Source organism: Morganella sp. BCCO 40_0007, assembly GCF_032989665.1.
Taxonomy (GTDB): Bacteria; Pseudomonadota; Gammaproteobacteria; order Enterobacterales; family Enterobacteriaceae; genus Morganella; species Morganella sibonii.
Genome location: NZ_JAVBIN010000001.1, coordinates 406359 through 421687 on the forward strand (window position 1 = coordinate 406359; position 15329 = coordinate 421687).

At 51.3% G+C, this 15329-nt stretch carries 13 protein-coding genes; 6 read left to right on the forward strand and 7 right to left on the reverse strand.

Annotated features, from left to right (window positions below; all coding sequences use genetic code 11):
* Nucleotides 1-6: 6 nt before the first annotated feature.
* Nucleotides 7-252, forward strand: coding sequence for a sulfurtransferase-like selenium metabolism protein YedF (gene yedF / locus R5268_RS01700; protein WP_046893132.1), 246 nt, complete (start codon nucleotides 7-9; stop codon nucleotides 250-252).
* 36 nt (nucleotides 253-288) lie between these two features.
* Here yedF and R5268_RS01705 read toward each other — a convergent pair whose 3' ends face one another.
* Complete coding sequence (locus tag R5268_RS01705) at nucleotides 289-918, reverse strand: helix-turn-helix domain-containing protein (protein WP_317418461.1); 630 nt, start codon at nucleotides 916-918, stop codon at nucleotides 289-291.
* 87 nt (nucleotides 919-1005) lie between these two features.
* Between R5268_RS01705 and R5268_RS01710 the strand changes: the two genes are divergently transcribed.
* On the forward strand, nucleotides 1006-1710 hold the full coding sequence (locus R5268_RS01710) for a DAPG hydrolase family protein (RefSeq protein WP_317418460.1): 705 nt from the start codon (nucleotides 1006-1008) through the stop codon (nucleotides 1708-1710).
* Nucleotides 1711-1761: 51 nt separating this feature from the next.
* Here the strand turns inward: R5268_RS01710 and rdgC are convergent, their stop codons facing one another.
* Entirely contained in the window at nucleotides 1762-2670 is a 909-nt protein-coding gene (gene rdgC / locus R5268_RS01715) for a recombination-associated protein RdgC (protein WP_107678521.1), read from the reverse strand.
* Nucleotides 2671-2848: 178 nt separating this feature from the next.
* Between rdgC and mak the strand changes: the two genes are divergently transcribed.
* On the forward strand, nucleotides 2849-3757 hold the full coding sequence (mak, locus tag R5268_RS01720; RefSeq protein ID WP_046893225.1) for a fructokinase: 909 nt from the start codon (nucleotides 2849-2851) through the stop codon (nucleotides 3755-3757).
* A 136-nt stretch (nucleotides 3758-3893) separates the two neighbouring features.
* Here the strand turns inward: mak and R5268_RS01725 are convergent, their stop codons facing one another.
* The 3 genes from R5268_RS01725 to sbcD all read right to left on the reverse strand — a co-directional run bounded on the left by R5268_RS01725 (nucleotide 3894) and on the right by sbcD (nucleotide 9667).
* Nucleotides 3894-4496 carry a nitroreductase family protein gene (locus R5268_RS01725; protein ID WP_046893136.1) on the reverse strand — a complete coding sequence of 201 codons (603 nt, stop codon included), beginning with the start codon at nucleotides 4494-4496 and terminating at the stop codon, nucleotides 3894-3896.
* 195 nt (nucleotides 4497-4691) lie between these two features.
* Nucleotides 4692-8378: an AAA family ATPase gene (locus R5268_RS01730; RefSeq protein WP_317418459.1), complete on the reverse strand. Its 3687-nt coding sequence runs from the start codon at nucleotides 8376-8378 to the stop codon at nucleotides 4692-4694.
* A complete protein-coding gene (gene sbcD / locus R5268_RS01735; RefSeq protein WP_218454547.1) occupies nucleotides 8375-9667 on the reverse strand; it encodes an exonuclease subunit SbcD in 1293 nt (430 codons plus the stop codon). The genes R5268_RS01730 and sbcD overlap by 4 nt, the downstream gene beginning before the upstream one ends.
* Before the next feature lie 332 nt (nucleotides 9668-9999).
* Between sbcD and phoB the strand changes: the two genes are divergently transcribed.
* The 3 genes from phoB to brnQ all read left to right on the forward strand — a co-directional run bounded on the left by phoB (nucleotide 10000) and on the right by brnQ (nucleotide 13742).
* Nucleotides 10000-10689 carry a phosphate regulon transcriptional regulator PhoB gene (gene phoB, locus R5268_RS01740; RefSeq protein ID WP_004236414.1) on the forward strand — a complete coding sequence of 230 codons (690 nt, stop codon included), beginning with the start codon at nucleotides 10000-10002 and terminating at the stop codon, nucleotides 10687-10689.
* Nucleotides 10690-10719: 30 nt separating this feature from the next.
* Nucleotides 10720-12015 (forward strand): phosphate regulon sensor histidine kinase PhoR, encoded by a 1296-nt coding sequence (gene phoR / locus R5268_RS01745; protein WP_166708487.1) that lies wholly within the window; start codon nucleotides 10720-10722, stop codon nucleotides 12013-12015.
* A 395-nt stretch (nucleotides 12016-12410) separates the two neighbouring features.
* Nucleotides 12411-13742 carry a branched-chain amino acid transport system II carrier protein gene (brnQ, locus tag R5268_RS01750; RefSeq protein WP_317418458.1) on the forward strand — a complete coding sequence of 444 codons (1332 nt, stop codon included), beginning with the start codon at nucleotides 12411-12413 and terminating at the stop codon, nucleotides 13740-13742.
* A gap of 111 nt (nucleotides 13743-13853) precedes the next feature.
* Here brnQ and R5268_RS01755 read toward each other — a convergent pair whose 3' ends face one another.
* Both R5268_RS01755 and R5268_RS01760 read right to left on the reverse strand, forming a co-directional pair.
* Nucleotides 13854-14456: a peroxiredoxin C gene (locus tag R5268_RS01755; protein WP_046893141.1), complete on the reverse strand. Its 603-nt coding sequence runs from the start codon at nucleotides 14454-14456 to the stop codon at nucleotides 13854-13856.
* A gap of 204 nt (nucleotides 14457-14660) precedes the next feature.
* Nucleotides 14661-15248, reverse strand: coding sequence for an ACP phosphodiesterase (locus R5268_RS01760; protein ID WP_317418457.1), 588 nt, complete (start codon nucleotides 15246-15248; stop codon nucleotides 14661-14663).
* Nucleotides 15249-15329 lie beyond the last annotated feature (81 nt).

A 15329-nucleotide genomic window follows, 5' to 3' on the forward strand; every position in this document is an offset into this window, starting at 1 on the left:
CACACCATGAATACCGATAATACTGTAATTGTACCGGATTACCGGCTGGATATGGTCGGTGAGCCGTGCCCGTATCCGGCAGTGGCGACCCTTGAAGCCATGCCGTCACTGAAAACCGGGGAGATCCTCGAAGTGGTGAGTGACTGCCCGCAATCCATCAATAATATCCCGCAGGATGCCAAAAACCACGGCTACACCGTGTTATCCATCCAGCAGGACGGGCCGACAATCCGCTATCTGATACAGAAATAATGCGGTTTACGGGCACCGGTTATCTGCCGGTGCCTGTCAGCACTTCAGTAATGCCACTGCGGCACGGATACGCGGCTCTACCGGATAGTCCGGCGCCGGAGGTGCCAGTTTCAGGGCAATCTGACGCAGCGGCTCCGCCATGACCATCGATAACAGCAAATCACTGATTTGTGCTGCATCCGGCTGAGATAAAAAGTCCTGATGCCGGGCCAGCCATTCCGCCAGCAGCGCGCGTCCGCGCTCGATTCCGCCTGCCTGATAACGGGTCAGTAATAACTCCCGGCCGGGGAATTCACTGCTCAGCAGGCAAAATAAACCTGCCGCCTCAGCACTGAGCACCTTATGGCTCATGGTGGTCAGATTCTTTTCAAGCAGCTGATAAAAATCATTTTTATTTTCTGCATCCTGCATAAACAGCGGTACAAAAGAATCCGTCCAGCCGCGCACTATCTGCTCTGCCAAATCTTCCCGGTTTTCAGCAAACCGGTACAGCGTCTTTTTGGAGACACCGGCCCGCTTTGCCACGGCATCCATTGTCATCGCGGCATACCCCTGTGATAACAACAGGCAGAGCGATGCCTCACGGATTTTTGCAATCAGTTCTTCTTCCGGGACAACCGGACGTCCCCGTCCCCGTGGCTCTGCGGCCGGTTCATGATTAGCCATACGTGCGATCCTCAATTGACAAATACCCGTGACGGGACAATATTAATTAGGAAACGAAATTCGTTTCTTAATTATGGAGTATACGTTATGTCAGCAAAAAAACAAAACTTACCGTGGGCACTGAATGATATTAATCAGTTATTATCCCCTGAGCCACTGAGAATGGAAATGGGTCTGGAACGCAGCGAAGAGGGGCTGCTGACAGTCTCTGTCAGAACCGATCTGCATGGCTGCAAAGGGCGGATGCTGGAGTGGTGGTTCACGTTTTTTGAAACCACGCAGCATATCCGCTGGTGGCATCCGCATGACCATGTGGCACACCACGGCTGGGATTCCGTCTGGAAAAAAGGGGAGAGTTATATCGGGGCGACAATCCGTGCCGTTGAGTCTCTCGGGCCGATCCCGCCGGTTGGTGCGACACTGAAATTTAATGATGCACAGGATTTCTTTGATGCGGATAAACTGGCGTCTGCACGGCAGACTCATCAGATTTCCGGTGCGGTTTGTGCTCATATCGGGTTCGGGGATGATGTGAAAACCGATACCCCGGGTTACCCGATCGACGGAAAAATGCTGCATATCACGTATGATACTGAGTTCGGATGTGTATTACGCAGCCGGTTTTTACTCGGTGCGTCGCTGGCCGATCCGCTGACGGAATTGCCGGATGAGATTGGTTTCGGACTGATGAAGCATTGCTATAACGAGTTTACTTATCTGTCCCGTTTTCTGCCGTCGCTCTATTACGGCGAGCACGGTAACGATGAAAAAGCCCCGCTGCCGTGGGCATAAACAGCGGGTATCAGCGGGAGCCTGTTACCGGGCTTCCCGCAGATGTTGTTTTCAGTGTTCCGCCTCACCACCGAGGGCAGCGATGGTACTGCTGATCAGCGCACTCAGTTCGCCGGTCATCAGGATAAAATCGGCATCAAAGCGCTGGGCAAAATCCTCGCGGTCGATATCTTCATTTTTATCTTTTAAATCATCACTGTATTTCAGACGCTTAAAGGAGCCGTCATCAGATATCAGGAACTGAATACGTTCTTCCCAGTCCAGAGCCAGTTTGGTGACGCACTTTCCGGCTTCAATACAGGTGGCGATTTCATCCGATACCAAATCCTGTTTTTTACAGCGGATGACACCGCCTTCTTCAAGAATCGCTTTCAGTTCGGCTTCATCCATCAGGGCAAAACCGGCCGGTAAATCACCGGAGCGAACCCATTCGGTCAGTGTCAGTTCAATCGGGTCTTTGGTGGTCAGCGGGATCACCGGCAGTGAGCCGAGTGTTTTACGCAGCAGGGCGAGATTATCTTCCGCCCGTTTGGCGCTGGCCGCATCGACGATAATCAGGCCGTTTTCCGCATCAATCCAGATGGCGGTCTGACTGAAACGGCTGAAAGCACGCGGCAGCAGCGCGTGAACCACTTCATCTTTCAGGGAATCTTTTTCGGTTTTCTTCAGTTTGCGGTGCTGCTCATGTTCCAGTTTTTCAATTTTTGCCTGTAATTCCTGCTTAATCACCGGCGATGGCAGCATTTTTTCTTCTTTTTTGGCACAGATAAGGATCTGTTTACCGGCAGCGTGGGTCAGTGCATCGCCCCGGGAGCCCATTGGCGAAACCCAGCCGGTTTTCATCATATCCTGACTGCCGCACGGCGTGAATGCCATGTGTTCCAGCTGTTTTTCCAGCTCATCGGCAGACAGCGGAAACGGCGAGCTAAGGCGGTAAACGAGTATATTTTTAAACCACATCGGACAGTCCTGTTTTATGATGCGCGGTCATTGCGCGGTGAGAATTGCATCCCGCTATGATAACGGATCTTGCTGCGTTGCTCTAATGCCTTCGCGCGGAAACTTGATTGTCAGGCCGGCGGGCTGCATTATCAGAAGTATGAAAGCAGAGCGTAAATCCACAGCAGAAGGGGACAGTATGCGGATCGGTATTGATTTGGGCGGCACCAAAATTGAAGTGATTGCACTCAGTAATGAGGGACAGGAATTATTCCGTAAACGGACGGATACGCCGCGTTTTGATTATCAGCAGACATTACAGGCGATTGCCGGTCTGGTGCACGATGCCGAAGCCGCCACCGGAGAGACCGGTACAGTGGGCGTGGGAATACCGGGAACGCTGTCACCGGTTACCGGACGGGTAAAAAATGCCAACTCTGTCTGGCTGAACGGTCAGCCGTTTGATGCGGATCTCAGTGCATTACTGCAACGGGAAGTCCGGGTGGCGAATGATGCAAACTGCCTCGCGGTTTCAGAAGCAGTTGATGGAGCGGGAGCCGGATTTCCGGTGGTATTTGCGGTGATTATCGGCACCGGCTGTGGTGCGGGAATTGCCCTGAACGGACAGGTTCACAGCGGTGGTAACGGTGTGGCCGGGGAGTGGGGACATAACCCGCTGCCGTGGCAGGATGAAGCCGACCGGCTGTTTAAAGGGATGGCGGATTGCTATTGCGGTAAGCAGGGCTGTACCGAATTGTTTATCTCCGGAACCGGTTTTATGGCTGATTATACGGCGCTGACCGGTGAAGTCTGTAAAGGTGCGGAAATCATCCGTCGTTTGTCGCAGGGAGATTTACCTGCTGAACAGGTGATGGTGAATTATGAGCAGCGGCTGGCAAAAGCGCTCGGCCAGGTGGTGAACATGCTGGATCCGGATGTGATTGTGCTGGGTGGCGGGATGAGCAATGTCGATCGCCTGTATCAGACCGTTCCGTCACTGATACGATCCCGTGTGTTCGGCGGTGAGTGTGACACACCGATCCGCAAAGCGGTTCACGGTGATTCCAGTGGTGTCCGCGGCGCGGCCTGGCTGTGGCCGAAAGCCTGATAAAAAAAAGCCCGCACAAGGCGGGCAAGGCATATTTTAACACGATAACAGAAGGTAATAACGGCACTTTATGACAGGTAAAGTGCCTGATGCGTCCGGGAACAGCAGCGGTTAATATGCTGCTGAGTCCGGAAGATTAGTTAAAGATTCTGAAACGGCTTTCATCATCGATAAAGGCTTTTTCACCGGCTTCCTGCTCAATGGAGCCGAACACTAACTGTGCGCGCAGTTTCCAGTCAGCCGGGATATCCCAGGCTTTGCTGACCTGCTCATCAATCACCGGATTGTAGTGTTGCAGGGATGCACCGATATTTTCTTCAGACAGTGCTGTCCAGACAGCAAACTGTGCGATACCACTGGCCTGTTCAGACCAGACCGGGAAGTTATCCGCATACAGTGCGAATTGTTCCTGTAATCCTTTGACAACAGACTGGTCTTCAAAGAATAAGACAGTACCGGCACCGGACAGGAATGCATTATCAATTTTGCTTTCAGTAGCGGCGAATGCGTCTGCCGGTACAATGGCGCGGAGTGCGTCTTTGACGATGTTCCACAGTTTTTTGTGGTTCTCACCAAACAGTACCACGACACGTGATGATTGTGAGTTAAATGCAGTCGGACTGTGTTTCACGGCTTCTTTGATGAGAGCAGCGATACGATCCTGAGAAACAGGCAGATTATTACCAAGGCTATAAATTGTTCTGCGTTTTTTAATTAACTCGATAAATGAATTAGACATGTTACTCTCCGTTAAATTTTTTGTCGGAAAAACCGGTTTCCGCGCTCTCTTCAGTTCATGAAGAACAGCATATAAGCAATGAATCAAAAAACATACCGAAAATATTTAACCTTATGTTTCAAAAAATTCGGCCAATATAAAAAATATCAATAAATTTCATTGAATTAACAGGGTGTTGCTCACGGCGTGAAAATATCACGCTGATGTAACACGATATTCCGGTGACAATTTACTGATCCCGAGTCCGTTCATTTTTCTGACAGAGATCTGCACCGCAATCCGTTCTTTCATCGCTTCAATGTGGCTGATAACCCCAATCATTTTCCCGGTTGCGTTCAGGTTGTCGAGTGCATCCAGTGCGATATCCAGTGTTTCCTGGTCCAGTGTACCGAAGCCTTCATCCAGGAACAGCGATTCAATCTGTGTTTTATGGCTGACGAGATCAGACAAAGCCAGTGCGAGCGCCAGGCTGACCAGGAATGTTTCCCCGCCGGAGAGGGTTTTGGTGTCACGCTGAGTATCTGCCTGCCAGGTATCGGTGATTTGCAGCTCCAGGCTGTCCGCTGTTTTGCGCTGCAATACATAGCGGCCGTGCAGTTTTTCCAGCCGCCGGTTTGCCAGATGGATCAGATAATCCAGAGTCAGCCCCTGCGCAAAGCGGCTGAATTTGGCACCATCGGCAGAGCCTATCAGCAGATTGAGACGGCTGCGGTCAGTCACGTCCTGCTGATGGCGGATAATTTGTTCCAGCAGATCGCGCTGTTGTATCCGCAGATTATCATCTGCGGTCAGGCGTCCGCGCAGTTCCCCCTGACGGCTGCTCAATTCCCGCAGTTGTTGTGCCGCAGCAGTATGTAATTCTGTCAGTTGCAGGCGGGGCAGTTCACGGAACGGTTCCGGTTGTGCGGACAAGTGCTGTTCCAGTGCGGCTTTGGTATCCCCGAGGCTGGTGGCGGCTTTCAGTTGTGCCTGATTAAGTTCCGTTTCCAGGGTTTGCAGCTGCTGATGTTCCTCTTCACTGAGGAGAGCAGTGAGGAAATCCGCTTCACCGGCAAACGGGCTTTCTGCCAGTTGCTGCTGAAAAACCTGCTGATTCCGGCTGTGTTGTTCCTGCACATCCAGTATTTGCTGTTGCAGCCGTTTTTCTTCTCCCCGCAGCCCGGCAAGGTGTTGTTGCAGGCTGTCGCGCTGCTGTGTCAGGGCTTTCAGTGTGCTTTCAGTTTCCTGCTGCTGATGAAGCAGTTTCTGTAATTCGGCACTGATATTTTTATCACCGAACAGCGCCTGACGCTGTGCCGTAACGGTTTTATGCTGTTCCTGAAGTGTGGTGAGAGCGGCGGACTGTTCTGCCAGTTGTGCCGTCAGTTTTGCCTGCTGTACTTCCAGATTTTGCTGTTGTGCGCCCAGCTCTGTGAGTTGTTGTGCACTTTGCTGTATTTGCAGCTCATTGGCGGCGAACTGATCACTTTCCAGCTGACATTGTGCCAGCCACGCATTTGTTTCCTCCGGAGAGGGAATAGCGTAGCCAAAAGCGGTTACAGAGTGTACCAGAGACGTTTCCAGCGCTTGTTCCTGCTGCTGAAGTTCAGCCAGACGAGCTGCCCGCTCTGTCTGTTGCTGTGTCAGGAACTGCTGTTCCTGATTGTTGCGCTGTAGTGTCTGTAACAGTCGCTCACATTCTGTCTCTTCAGTCTGTAACCGGTTTTTCAGGGTGAGTAATTGTGTTTCCAGAGCACGGCGGCTTTCCAGCGCCTGCTGTTGCTGCTGATACAGCCCGTCATAGTGCTGAATGATGTCATTCAGTGATTCAGGGGAATCCGTCAGGGATATGAAGTCGCCCCCGAGGCAGATTTTCTGCCACTGTGCGGTATGTGCCGCGAGAGCATTACCGGTTTCCTGTAATTCTGCACTCAGTTTTTCGTGCTGTGTGCGGGTAAACGTCAGCCGGGATTGTTTCTCCGTCAGGTGTTTTTCCGCTTCCCTGATGGTTTGTGTCAGTGCCTCCAGGCGTTGTGCGGTTTCATCCGGCGTCACCTGCTGATAATCCGTGACAGCCGGGTGAGCCGTACTGCCGCACAGCGGGCAGGGCTCTCCGGCCTGTAAACGCTGACGCTCCGCATCCAGCCGGATAATGGTTTGTTCCAGCTGATAACGGGCGGTCAGATCCCGCAGGTGTGTGTGCTGGTCAGCCAGAAGCGGTTCCTGCTGCGCGCACCAGTCTGTCAGTGTCTTTATTTCATCCTGAGATATCTGCTGCTGTTGCAGAAGATTTTTCCGGTTGCGGGTCAGCAGGGTGATTTCCGGTGCAATAGCCGCCAGTTTTTGCAGTAATCCGCGTTTTTCATCGGTTTGCTGCAGTTGTGCGGCTAATTGCTGATCTGATTCAGTCTGCCGTGCATGCTGCAATGTGGTTTGTAAGGTATCCAGTTCTGTTTTCAGCGGCAGAACAGATTGGTTACGGGCGGTCAGCTGGTTTGCAATTCCGGTATGTGCGGCTGCCAGCGACTGCTGCTGAATTTCTCCGGCCTGCTGCTGTTCTGTCAGAACTGATATCTGAGAACGGTATTCCCGGCGGGTGTTCAGTTCATGCTGCCAGCGGATAATGGCGGACGGAAGATCCGCTTTCTGACTATTGTCCTGCCGGTACTGTGTGCTGCGGGTATGAATATCACGGGTTTGTGTCAGCCGTTGCTGAAGTTCTGTTGTGCGGCTCTGTAACGCCTGCTGCTCCTGTAACTGCCCCTGATACTGCTGTTTCAGCGTATCAGACTGATTATTCAGCAGTTGCAATTGGTTATCCAGTGGCCTGATTTCGTTCTCTGCCAGCGTTTCCAGTTGCTGATACTGCTGTTTCAGTCCGGCGAGCAGCTGTTGTTGTTCTTCATACCGGCCGGTCAGCGGCTGCAGCGAGCGAACTGTACTTTCTGTTGTTTGTGTCAGCTCCTGCATACGGGCCGTTAACTGTGTATTTAACGTGGCGCTGTTCTGTACTGCCTCTTTTGCCGGACGCAGTTTCTCTGCCGGTTTGGCGCGGGCAAGCCGGTCAAGCTGTGTTTGTGCATCCTGTATCTGCTGTATAACTGAAGCATACTGCTGCTGCCGCTGTTCCGTTTCTGTCTCCAGCGTGTCGCGGCGCAGCCACCATTGCAGTGCTGTCTGTAATTGTGTCTGGCGGATAAGCTGAGTCTGTTCATCAGCCTGAAGGGTGGTCAGTTCAGACTGACATGCAAGGCGTTCATCATTCGTCATCAGCCGGATTGCACCGGTCTGTGCTTCCAGCAGGGAAAGTGCCTGCTGTGCAGCTTTGTAGTCTTCATAAACCTGACGGGAGATCAGACGGTAAATTTCCGTGCCGGTCAGCTCTTCCAGCAGATCCGCCCGTTCATTATCATCCGCATTCAGGAAGGCGGCGAAATTTCCCTGAGATAACAGGACAGAACGGGTGAAACGGGCGAAATCCAGGCCGGTGATATCAATGATATTCTCCCTGACCTGTGTCAGTTTGTCAGAGAGGATCTTACCGGTTGCACATTCCGCCAGTTCAGCTTTCGGCGGCTGAAGATTACCGTCTGCTTTATCCCTTGCGCGGCGCTGACTCCAGAAAGCACGGTATGCTTTTCCTTTTACGGAGAATTCCACTTCAGCCAGGCACTCAGCGGTATGACGGGTCATCACATCATTCTGCGAAGCTGATGTTTTTACGCGCGGGGTTTCATGGTAGAGCGCGAGACAGATAGCATCCAGCAGGGTGGTTTTTCCGGCTCCGGTCGGACCGGTGATGGCAAACAGCCCGTTACCGGCAAACGGCTCCGCTGTAAAATCGATCTTCCATTCGCCCTGAAGTGAATTGATATTTTTAAACCGCAATGTCAGGATTTTCATTCACTTTTTCCTTTCCGGCTGCCGGTGCGGGAGTTGTTCTTTTTGCTGATATCGGTACTGTCCGTACTGCTGTCACTTTCTGCCTGATCGCGAACCTGCTCACAGACCTGCCGGAAAAGGGTAGTGAGGCGCGGGATATCACTCTCTTCAGTATCACTGAGTGCCAGACGGCGGGCAAAAACATCATCCGGTGTCAGCTCATTCAGGGTTTCGCGCAGGGCGTCGCTGTTGTCTGCGGTGACGGGTCTGCGCTCCCGGCGCAGCAGAAGCACTTCTGCGGCCAGCGGCTCTGTCAGTGCCTGAATGCGTTTCTGAATATCCGGCAGGTAATCACGCCCGGCGATTTCGATATCCAGCCAGACCGGTTGTGTGTGTTCATCGCGTGGCGGGAACTGTTCCAGCGCCCGGCTGATAGCATCAAAATCACCTTTCAGACAGACCATCGGCTGAAAACAGGGAACCGGCACCGCATCAATCGCCGTAATACTGTTGTTACCGAGGGTCAGCAGGAAGACACTTTTCTCCTGTCCGGATTCATCAAAACTGAGCGGAACGGGGGAGCCGCTGTAACGGATGGTGCCACTGTCGCCGATGGATTGCGGGCGGTGAATATGTCCGAGGGCAATATAATCAGCAGGAGGAAAAGCGCCGGCCGGGAAGGCATCCAGTGTGCCGATATAAATATCGCGGACAGATTCCGATGTTTTGGCACCGACAGTGGTCAGGTGGCCTGTCATAATGACGGGGATCTCCGCACCCAGCGCTGTCCGTTTTGCAACCGCTTTGTCATAAAGGATCTGATAGTGTGTCTGTATGGCCGTCAGCAGTGCCTGTTGTTTTTCAGCTTCGGATTGTCCGGCCTGACTTTCCAGAATATCCCGCGGCCGCAGAAACGGTACTGCGCAGATAATCGCGCCGGGCTGGTTTTGTTTATTATTCAGTACAATCAGATCCCGGCCCGGTTCCGGTCTGGCGATGACATCCACATTCAGGCAGGCCATCAGTTCGCGTGACTCATTCAGTGTGGCAACGGCATCATGATTCCCGGCAAGTACAATCAGATGACAGCCGGTCTGCTGCAGTTGTGCAACAAAACGGTTATACAGTTCACGGGCGTAACTCGGCGGTGAGGCGGTATCAAAGACATCACCGGCGATAATCAGGGCATCCGCCTGCTGTTCTTTTATCAGGTTTATCAGCCAGTCTGAAAACTGCAAATGTTCCTGTAACCGGTTTTTAGTGTAAAAATACTGTCCGAGATGCCAGTCTGATGTGTGAATGATTTTCATATATATAGTTATTCCTGCCGGGAAAACTGACCGCACATTCTGTCCGCAATATGGTGTTCGCGTATGGTGTTCGTGTACGGTGCCCGCGCATTCGTGTTAGGCGGTTTACTGAAAACAGAGTATAACGGAAATCAGCCGGTAAGAATAAATATTGGATGAATATCCAGTGTTTTACGATCTGACACGCATTTTGTGTGTAGTATGTCAGTTTAATGACATTATCTTTGCGGTGCAGCCTGAGGTATCGGCTGATATTCATAAATCTGTCACAAAAGTGACGCATAATCGCGGCACTGTCTGATGAAATGAATTAACGGTAAACAGGGAACGCCATGGCAAGACGAATTTTAGTCGTTGAAGATGAAGCACCTATCCGTGAAATGGTCTGTTTTGTTCTGGAGCAGAATGGCTATCAGCCTATTGAGGCAGATGATTATGATGCGGCCATCGCCCGGCTGGTGGAGCCTTTCCCTGATCTTGTCCTGCTGGACTGGATGATTCCGGGCGGCTCCGGCATTCAGGTTATCAAACATATGAAACGGGACAGCCAGCTGCGGGAAATCCCGGTGATGATGCTGACGGCACGCGGTGAAGAGGAAGACCGTGTAAAAGGTCTGGAAACCGGCGCGGATGATTATCTGACCAAACCGTTCTCACCGAAAGAGTTAGTGGCCCGTGTTAAAGCGATTCTGCGGCGCATCTCCCCGATGGCGGCAGACGATCTTATCGCGATGAACGGCCTGACTCTCGACCCCGCCTCCCACCGCGTGACCAGTAATGAGAACCCGCTGGAAATGGGGCCGACAGAGTTTAAACTGCTGCATTTTTTTATGACTCATCCGGAGCGGGTTTACAGCCGTGAACAACTGCTTAACTATGTCTGGGGCGAAAACGTCTATGTTGAGGATCGCACGGTGGATGTGCATATCCGCCGCCTGCGTAAAGCACTGGAAGCGGACGGACATGATAAAATGATACAGACAGTCCGGGGAACGGGTTACCGCTTCTCTGTCCGTTACTGATGATAATGATAAACCGCAAGAGGATCGCGCGTGCTTGAGCGTCTTTCGTGGAAAAAAATTGTACTGGAATTACTGATTTTCTGCCTTCCGGCACTCTTTTTATCACTTTTTTTCGGCCATACCGGCTGGTTTCTTGCCGGTGCACTGTTTGCCGCTGCCATCTGGCACAGCTATAACTTACTGAAACTGTCCGGCTGGCTGTGGCTGGATCGCAGTATGCTGCCGCCGCCCGGCCGCAGCAGCTGGGAACCGATTTTTTATGGCATCTACCAGCTTCAGCAGCGTAACCGCAAGCGCCGCCGTGAACTCGCCACACTGATCAAACGCTTTCGCAGCGGAGCTGAATCCCTGCCTGACGCGGTGGTGATGATGACGGAAGACGGCAATATTTTCTGGTGTAACAAACATGCCCAGAACCTGCTGGGGTTCCGCTGGCCGGATGATAACGGACAGCACATCTTTAACCTTCTGCGTTATCCGGACTTCAGCCGCTATCTGACTCAGGGGGATTATACCCTGCCGCTGACACTGGAACTGAATAACAGCAGCATGATGGAATTGCGCATCATGCCGTATTCGGAAGGACAACTGCTGATGGTTGCCCGTGATGTGACGGAAAAACGTCGTCTCGAAAACTCACGGCGTGATTTTTTCGCCAATGTCAGTCATGAACTGCGCACCCCGCTGACTGTTTTGCAGGGTTACCTGGAAATGCTTGCTGATCAGGATTTTGATAATCCGATGAATAAAAAAGCAATTCTGACCATGCAGGAACAGACTCGTCGTATGGATGGTATGGTCAGGCAGCTTTTGCAACTGTCAAAAATTGAAGTGGCGGTCAAAAGCGGGCTGGATCAGGTGGTAGATGTGCCGGGGATGCTGATCATGCTTCAGCAGGAAGCCGTAACCCTCAGCCGGGGTAAACAGGAGATCCGCTTTACGGTGGATGACAAACTGAAAATTTTCGGTGATGAGGAAGAGCTGCGCAGTGCGATGTCGAATCTGGTGTATAACGCAGTGAATCACACGCCGGAAAACACACGGATTGAGGTCAGCTGGGCACTGAGTAACGGCAATGCCGTGTTTAGTGTCAAAGATAACGGTCCGGGTATCCCGGCCGAACATTTGTCCCGTCTGACCGAGCGTTTTTATCGTGTGGATAAATCCCGCTCCCGGCAGACCGGCGGCTCCGGTCTGGGGCTGGCGATAGTGAAACATGCTTTGCAGCATCACCATACCCATCTGGATATTACCAGCAAACCGGGGCAGGGAACGGAGTTCAGTTTTACCATTCCGGCCCGGCTTATCGCTAAATCTTCTCATTAAAGCGGCATTTGCCGCTTTCTTCTTTTAAGCTGCTGCTAATTTCATCAGATTTAAAATGTCTGATTAAAATATAAACAAATCATATAGTGTTTATTGAAGCTTACATAACAGCAATCTCTGCTTTGGAAATAGACTACGGTATATAGTTCTGGTTTTTGCTTTGACTATTGCCTTTCTGCGCTATAAAAGTTTTACTTGTAGTCAGTTATTGGCAAATATCACTGTTTTTTAAATATAATCACTATAGTTATTAACTTATGATGAATAACGTAGTGCTAACAGATTGTTAAAACAGCAGGAGATGCCGCCGGTGACAGATCAGGGAGTTGGATTTTTATTTCCGATATTTTTATTGAATATTTAACGTTAAATTAACAGTAGCAGACAAAAATAATATGGCGCATCGTTTAACTTCACGAGATATTTTAGCCTTAGGTTTTATGACCTTTGCGCTGTTTGTCGGGGCAGGAAATATCATATTTCCGCCGATGGTTGGTCTTCAGGCCGGGGAAATGGTCTGGACGGCAGCTGCCGGTTTCCTGATCACCGGTGTCGGTTTACCGGTTCTGACAGTAATCGCTCTGGCAAAAGTCGGCGGCGGTATTGAGGCGCTCAGTACACCGGTCGGTAAATATGCCGGGCTGTTGCTGGCCGTTGTGGCGTATCTGTCCGTCGGGCCGCTGTTTGCCACACCGCGTACAGCCACCGTTTCCTATAAAATCGGGATCGCGCCGCTGGTGGGCGGGGAATCTGATATTTCCCTGCTGATTTACAGTGTGATCTACTTTGCCTGTGTGATCGGTATTTCCCTGTATCCGGGTAAATTGCTGGACAGCGTCGGGCATGTACTGGCACCGGTTAAAATGCTGGCTCTGGCTATCCTCGGGGTGGCTGCGGTAATGTGGCCGGCAGGTGATGCCATTATGGCAACGCCAGATTATAAAGAGATGGCGTTCTCCAACGGGTTTATTAATGGTTATCTGACCATGGATACCCTTGGTGCGATGGTCTTCGGGATTGTCATTGTTAATGCCGCCCGTTCGCGCGGGGTGGAAAACTCTTCGCTGCTGACCCGCTATACCATGTGGGCCGGGCTGATTGCCGGTGTGCTGCTGACGCTGGTCTATCTGGCTCTGTTCAAATTAGGGGAAAACAGCGGATCGATTATCCCGAATCCTGCCGATGGTGCGGAAATTCTGCATGAATACGTGCAGTATACCTTCGGTAACTACGGCAGCTTCTTCCTTGCAGTGCTGATTTTTGTTGCCTGCATGGTGACCGCTATCGGCCTGACCTGTGCCTGTGCGGAATTCTTCAGCCGTTATCTGCCGATCTCTTACCGTAAACTGGTGTGGATCCTCGGTGCATTCTCCATGGTGATTTCAAACCTGGGGCTGAGTAAGCTGATCGCATTCTCCGTTCCGGTACTGGTATCGATTTATCCGCCGTGTATTGTGCTGATTCTGCTGAGTTTCACGCTGCGCTTCTGGAAAAAACCGGGACGGGTCATTGCGCCGGCGATGCTGGTCAGCCTGATTATCGGAACGATGGGGGCGCTGAAAGCCACTAAAATGTTCGGCTCTTATATGCCGTCATGGATTGAGTCACTGCCGTTCTTTAAATATGACCTGGCATGGCTTGCGCCGTCACTGGCAGTGCTGGTGGTTTCCATTGTGGTTGATCGCCTTATGGGCGCTGAGCCGGAAGTAAATCACAAACACGCCTGATAGCCCTGATTATAAAAATACCCCGCATTGCGGGGTATTTTTTTGCCCGTGATTCAGGCATAAAAAAACCAGCCCTCAGGCTGGTTTTACGACGCTTTTAACTACCGGAACTTACAGTTTGCCGGAGTTCTTTTTCAGGAAGTCAGCAACGCCTTTCGGAGATGCATTCATACCTTCCTGACCTTTTTCCCACTGAGCAGGACACACATCACCGTGCTCTTCGTGGAATTGCAGTGCGTCAACCATACGCAGCATTTCGTCTACGTTACGGCCCAGCGGCAGGTCGTTGACGACCTGGTGACGAACAACACCGTTTTTGTCCACCAGGAAAGAACCGCGCAGAGCAACACCGGCTTCCGGAAACTCAACGCCGTAAGCTCGCATGATGTCATGTTTGATATCCGCAATCATCGGATACTGAACCTGACCGATACCGCCATCTTCGATAGCAGTATTACGCCATGCGTTATGAACAAACTCAGAGTCCATAGACACACCAATCACTTCCACACCGCGTTTTTTGAATTCTTCATAGCGGTGATCGAATGCGATCAGCTCAGAAGGGCAGACGAAAGTGAAGTCCATCGGCCAGAAGAAGATAACAGCCGGACGGCCGTTCAGGTGTTTTTTCAGATTGAAGTTATCAACAATTTCACCGTTACCCATAACGGCTGCAGCTGTAAAATCGGGGGCTTGACGGGTTACCAGAACCATAATTTACTCCTGTAAGATTATATAGAGTATGGCAATAAACAACAGACAGAATAAAGAATCCGGGGACGGTATTAAAGTTCATAATACCGATTAATATAATAGGTTTTACCTATCAATAGTTCATTATTCTATCTGCTACCCGAATAAGATAGAGTTATTTGAGTAAAGTTCAAGTGCTAATTGTGTGAATGAACGTAAAAACCGTTACTGAGCTGTAAACGGCTTTGTCACGGTATCCATCATCTGAGGGTAGAAGCGGAAGAAAATCTCCTCAAGAGACTGATAATTATCTGTAAAATCCTGATTTGTCTCCCTGAGAGCGGCGAGTTTCGGACGCCGTTTTGCCATCCCTGCCAGCACCTGTCCGATATAGGGGACTTCCTGATAACGGATTAACCAGCGCTGCGGCCACATAAATTCATTCAGCTCCTGAAACTTAACCGGCGTAAAAGCCAGTTGCGGCTCAATCACTGTACGGACGTGTTGTGTGAAATCCGTCAGGGAGACTGCCGGTTCAAATGCTGACCAGTGCATAGAGAGGAAATGATCCCAGACCACATCCAGCGTGATCGGCGCATAGCGGCGGTATTCCGGGCGGAATAACTGACGGGCTTCCCGTACCAGCGGGTGTGAATCGGTCAGGGTATCAATACGCCGGTGCAGCCTGATCCCCGCGGCGACCGGTGCGCTGTACTGGTCTTCCGGCGCGCCGCGGACAAAATCTGCCATCAGATTGCCGAGAAAACTGCTGTTTGCCAGTGAGGCAAGGTGGAGATGTGCGAGAAAATTCATAATACCGCAGCCTTTTATTCCGCCGTCAGACGGGTTATTTCTTGCGCCCTGCTTACCGGGGCACTAGACTATTGCGCCTGT

Excerpts from the sequence above, each read along its gene's own strand:
- phoB (WP_004236414.1), top strand. The coding sequence starts at position 10,000 with ATGGCAAGACGAATTTTAGTCGTTGAAGATGAAGCACCTATCCGTGAA.
- mak (WP_046893225.1), top strand. The coding sequence starts at position 2,849 with ATGCGGATCGGTATTGATTTGGGCGGCACCAAAATTGAAGTGATTGCA.
- yedF (WP_046893132.1), top strand. The coding sequence starts at position 7 with ATGAATACCGATAATACTGTAATTGTACCGGATTACCGGCTGGATATG.
- R5268_RS01710 (WP_317418460.1), top strand. The coding sequence starts at position 1,006 with ATGTCAGCAAAAAAACAAAACTTACCGTGGGCACTGAATGATATTAAT.
- R5268_RS01725 (WP_046893136.1), bottom strand. The coding sequence starts at position 4,496 with ATGTCTAATTCATTTATCGAGTTAATTAAAAAACGCAGAACAATTTAT.
- rdgC (WP_107678521.1), bottom strand. The coding sequence starts at position 2,670 with ATGTGGTTTAAAAATATACTCGTTTACCGCCTTAGCTCGCCGTTTCCG.
- R5268_RS01755 (WP_046893141.1), bottom strand. The coding sequence starts at position 14,456 with ATGGTTCTGGTAACCCGTCAAGCCCCCGATTTTACAGCTGCAGCCGTT.
- R5268_RS01730 (WP_317418459.1), bottom strand. The coding sequence starts at position 8,378 with ATGAAAATCCTGACATTGCGGTTTAAAAATATCAATTCACTTCAGGGC.
- R5268_RS01705 (WP_317418461.1), bottom strand. The coding sequence starts at position 918 with ATGGCTAATCATGAACCGGCCGCAGAGCCACGGGGACGGGGACGTCCG.
- R5268_RS01760 (WP_317418457.1), bottom strand. The coding sequence starts at position 15,248 with ATGAATTTTCTCGCACATCTCCACCTTGCCTCACTGGCAAACAGCAGT.
- brnQ (WP_317418458.1), top strand. The coding sequence starts at position 12,411 with ATGGCGCATCGTTTAACTTCACGAGATATTTTAGCCTTAGGTTTTATG.
- sbcD (WP_218454547.1), bottom strand. The coding sequence starts at position 9,667 with ATGAAAATCATTCACACATCAGACTGGCATCTCGGACAGTATTTTTAC.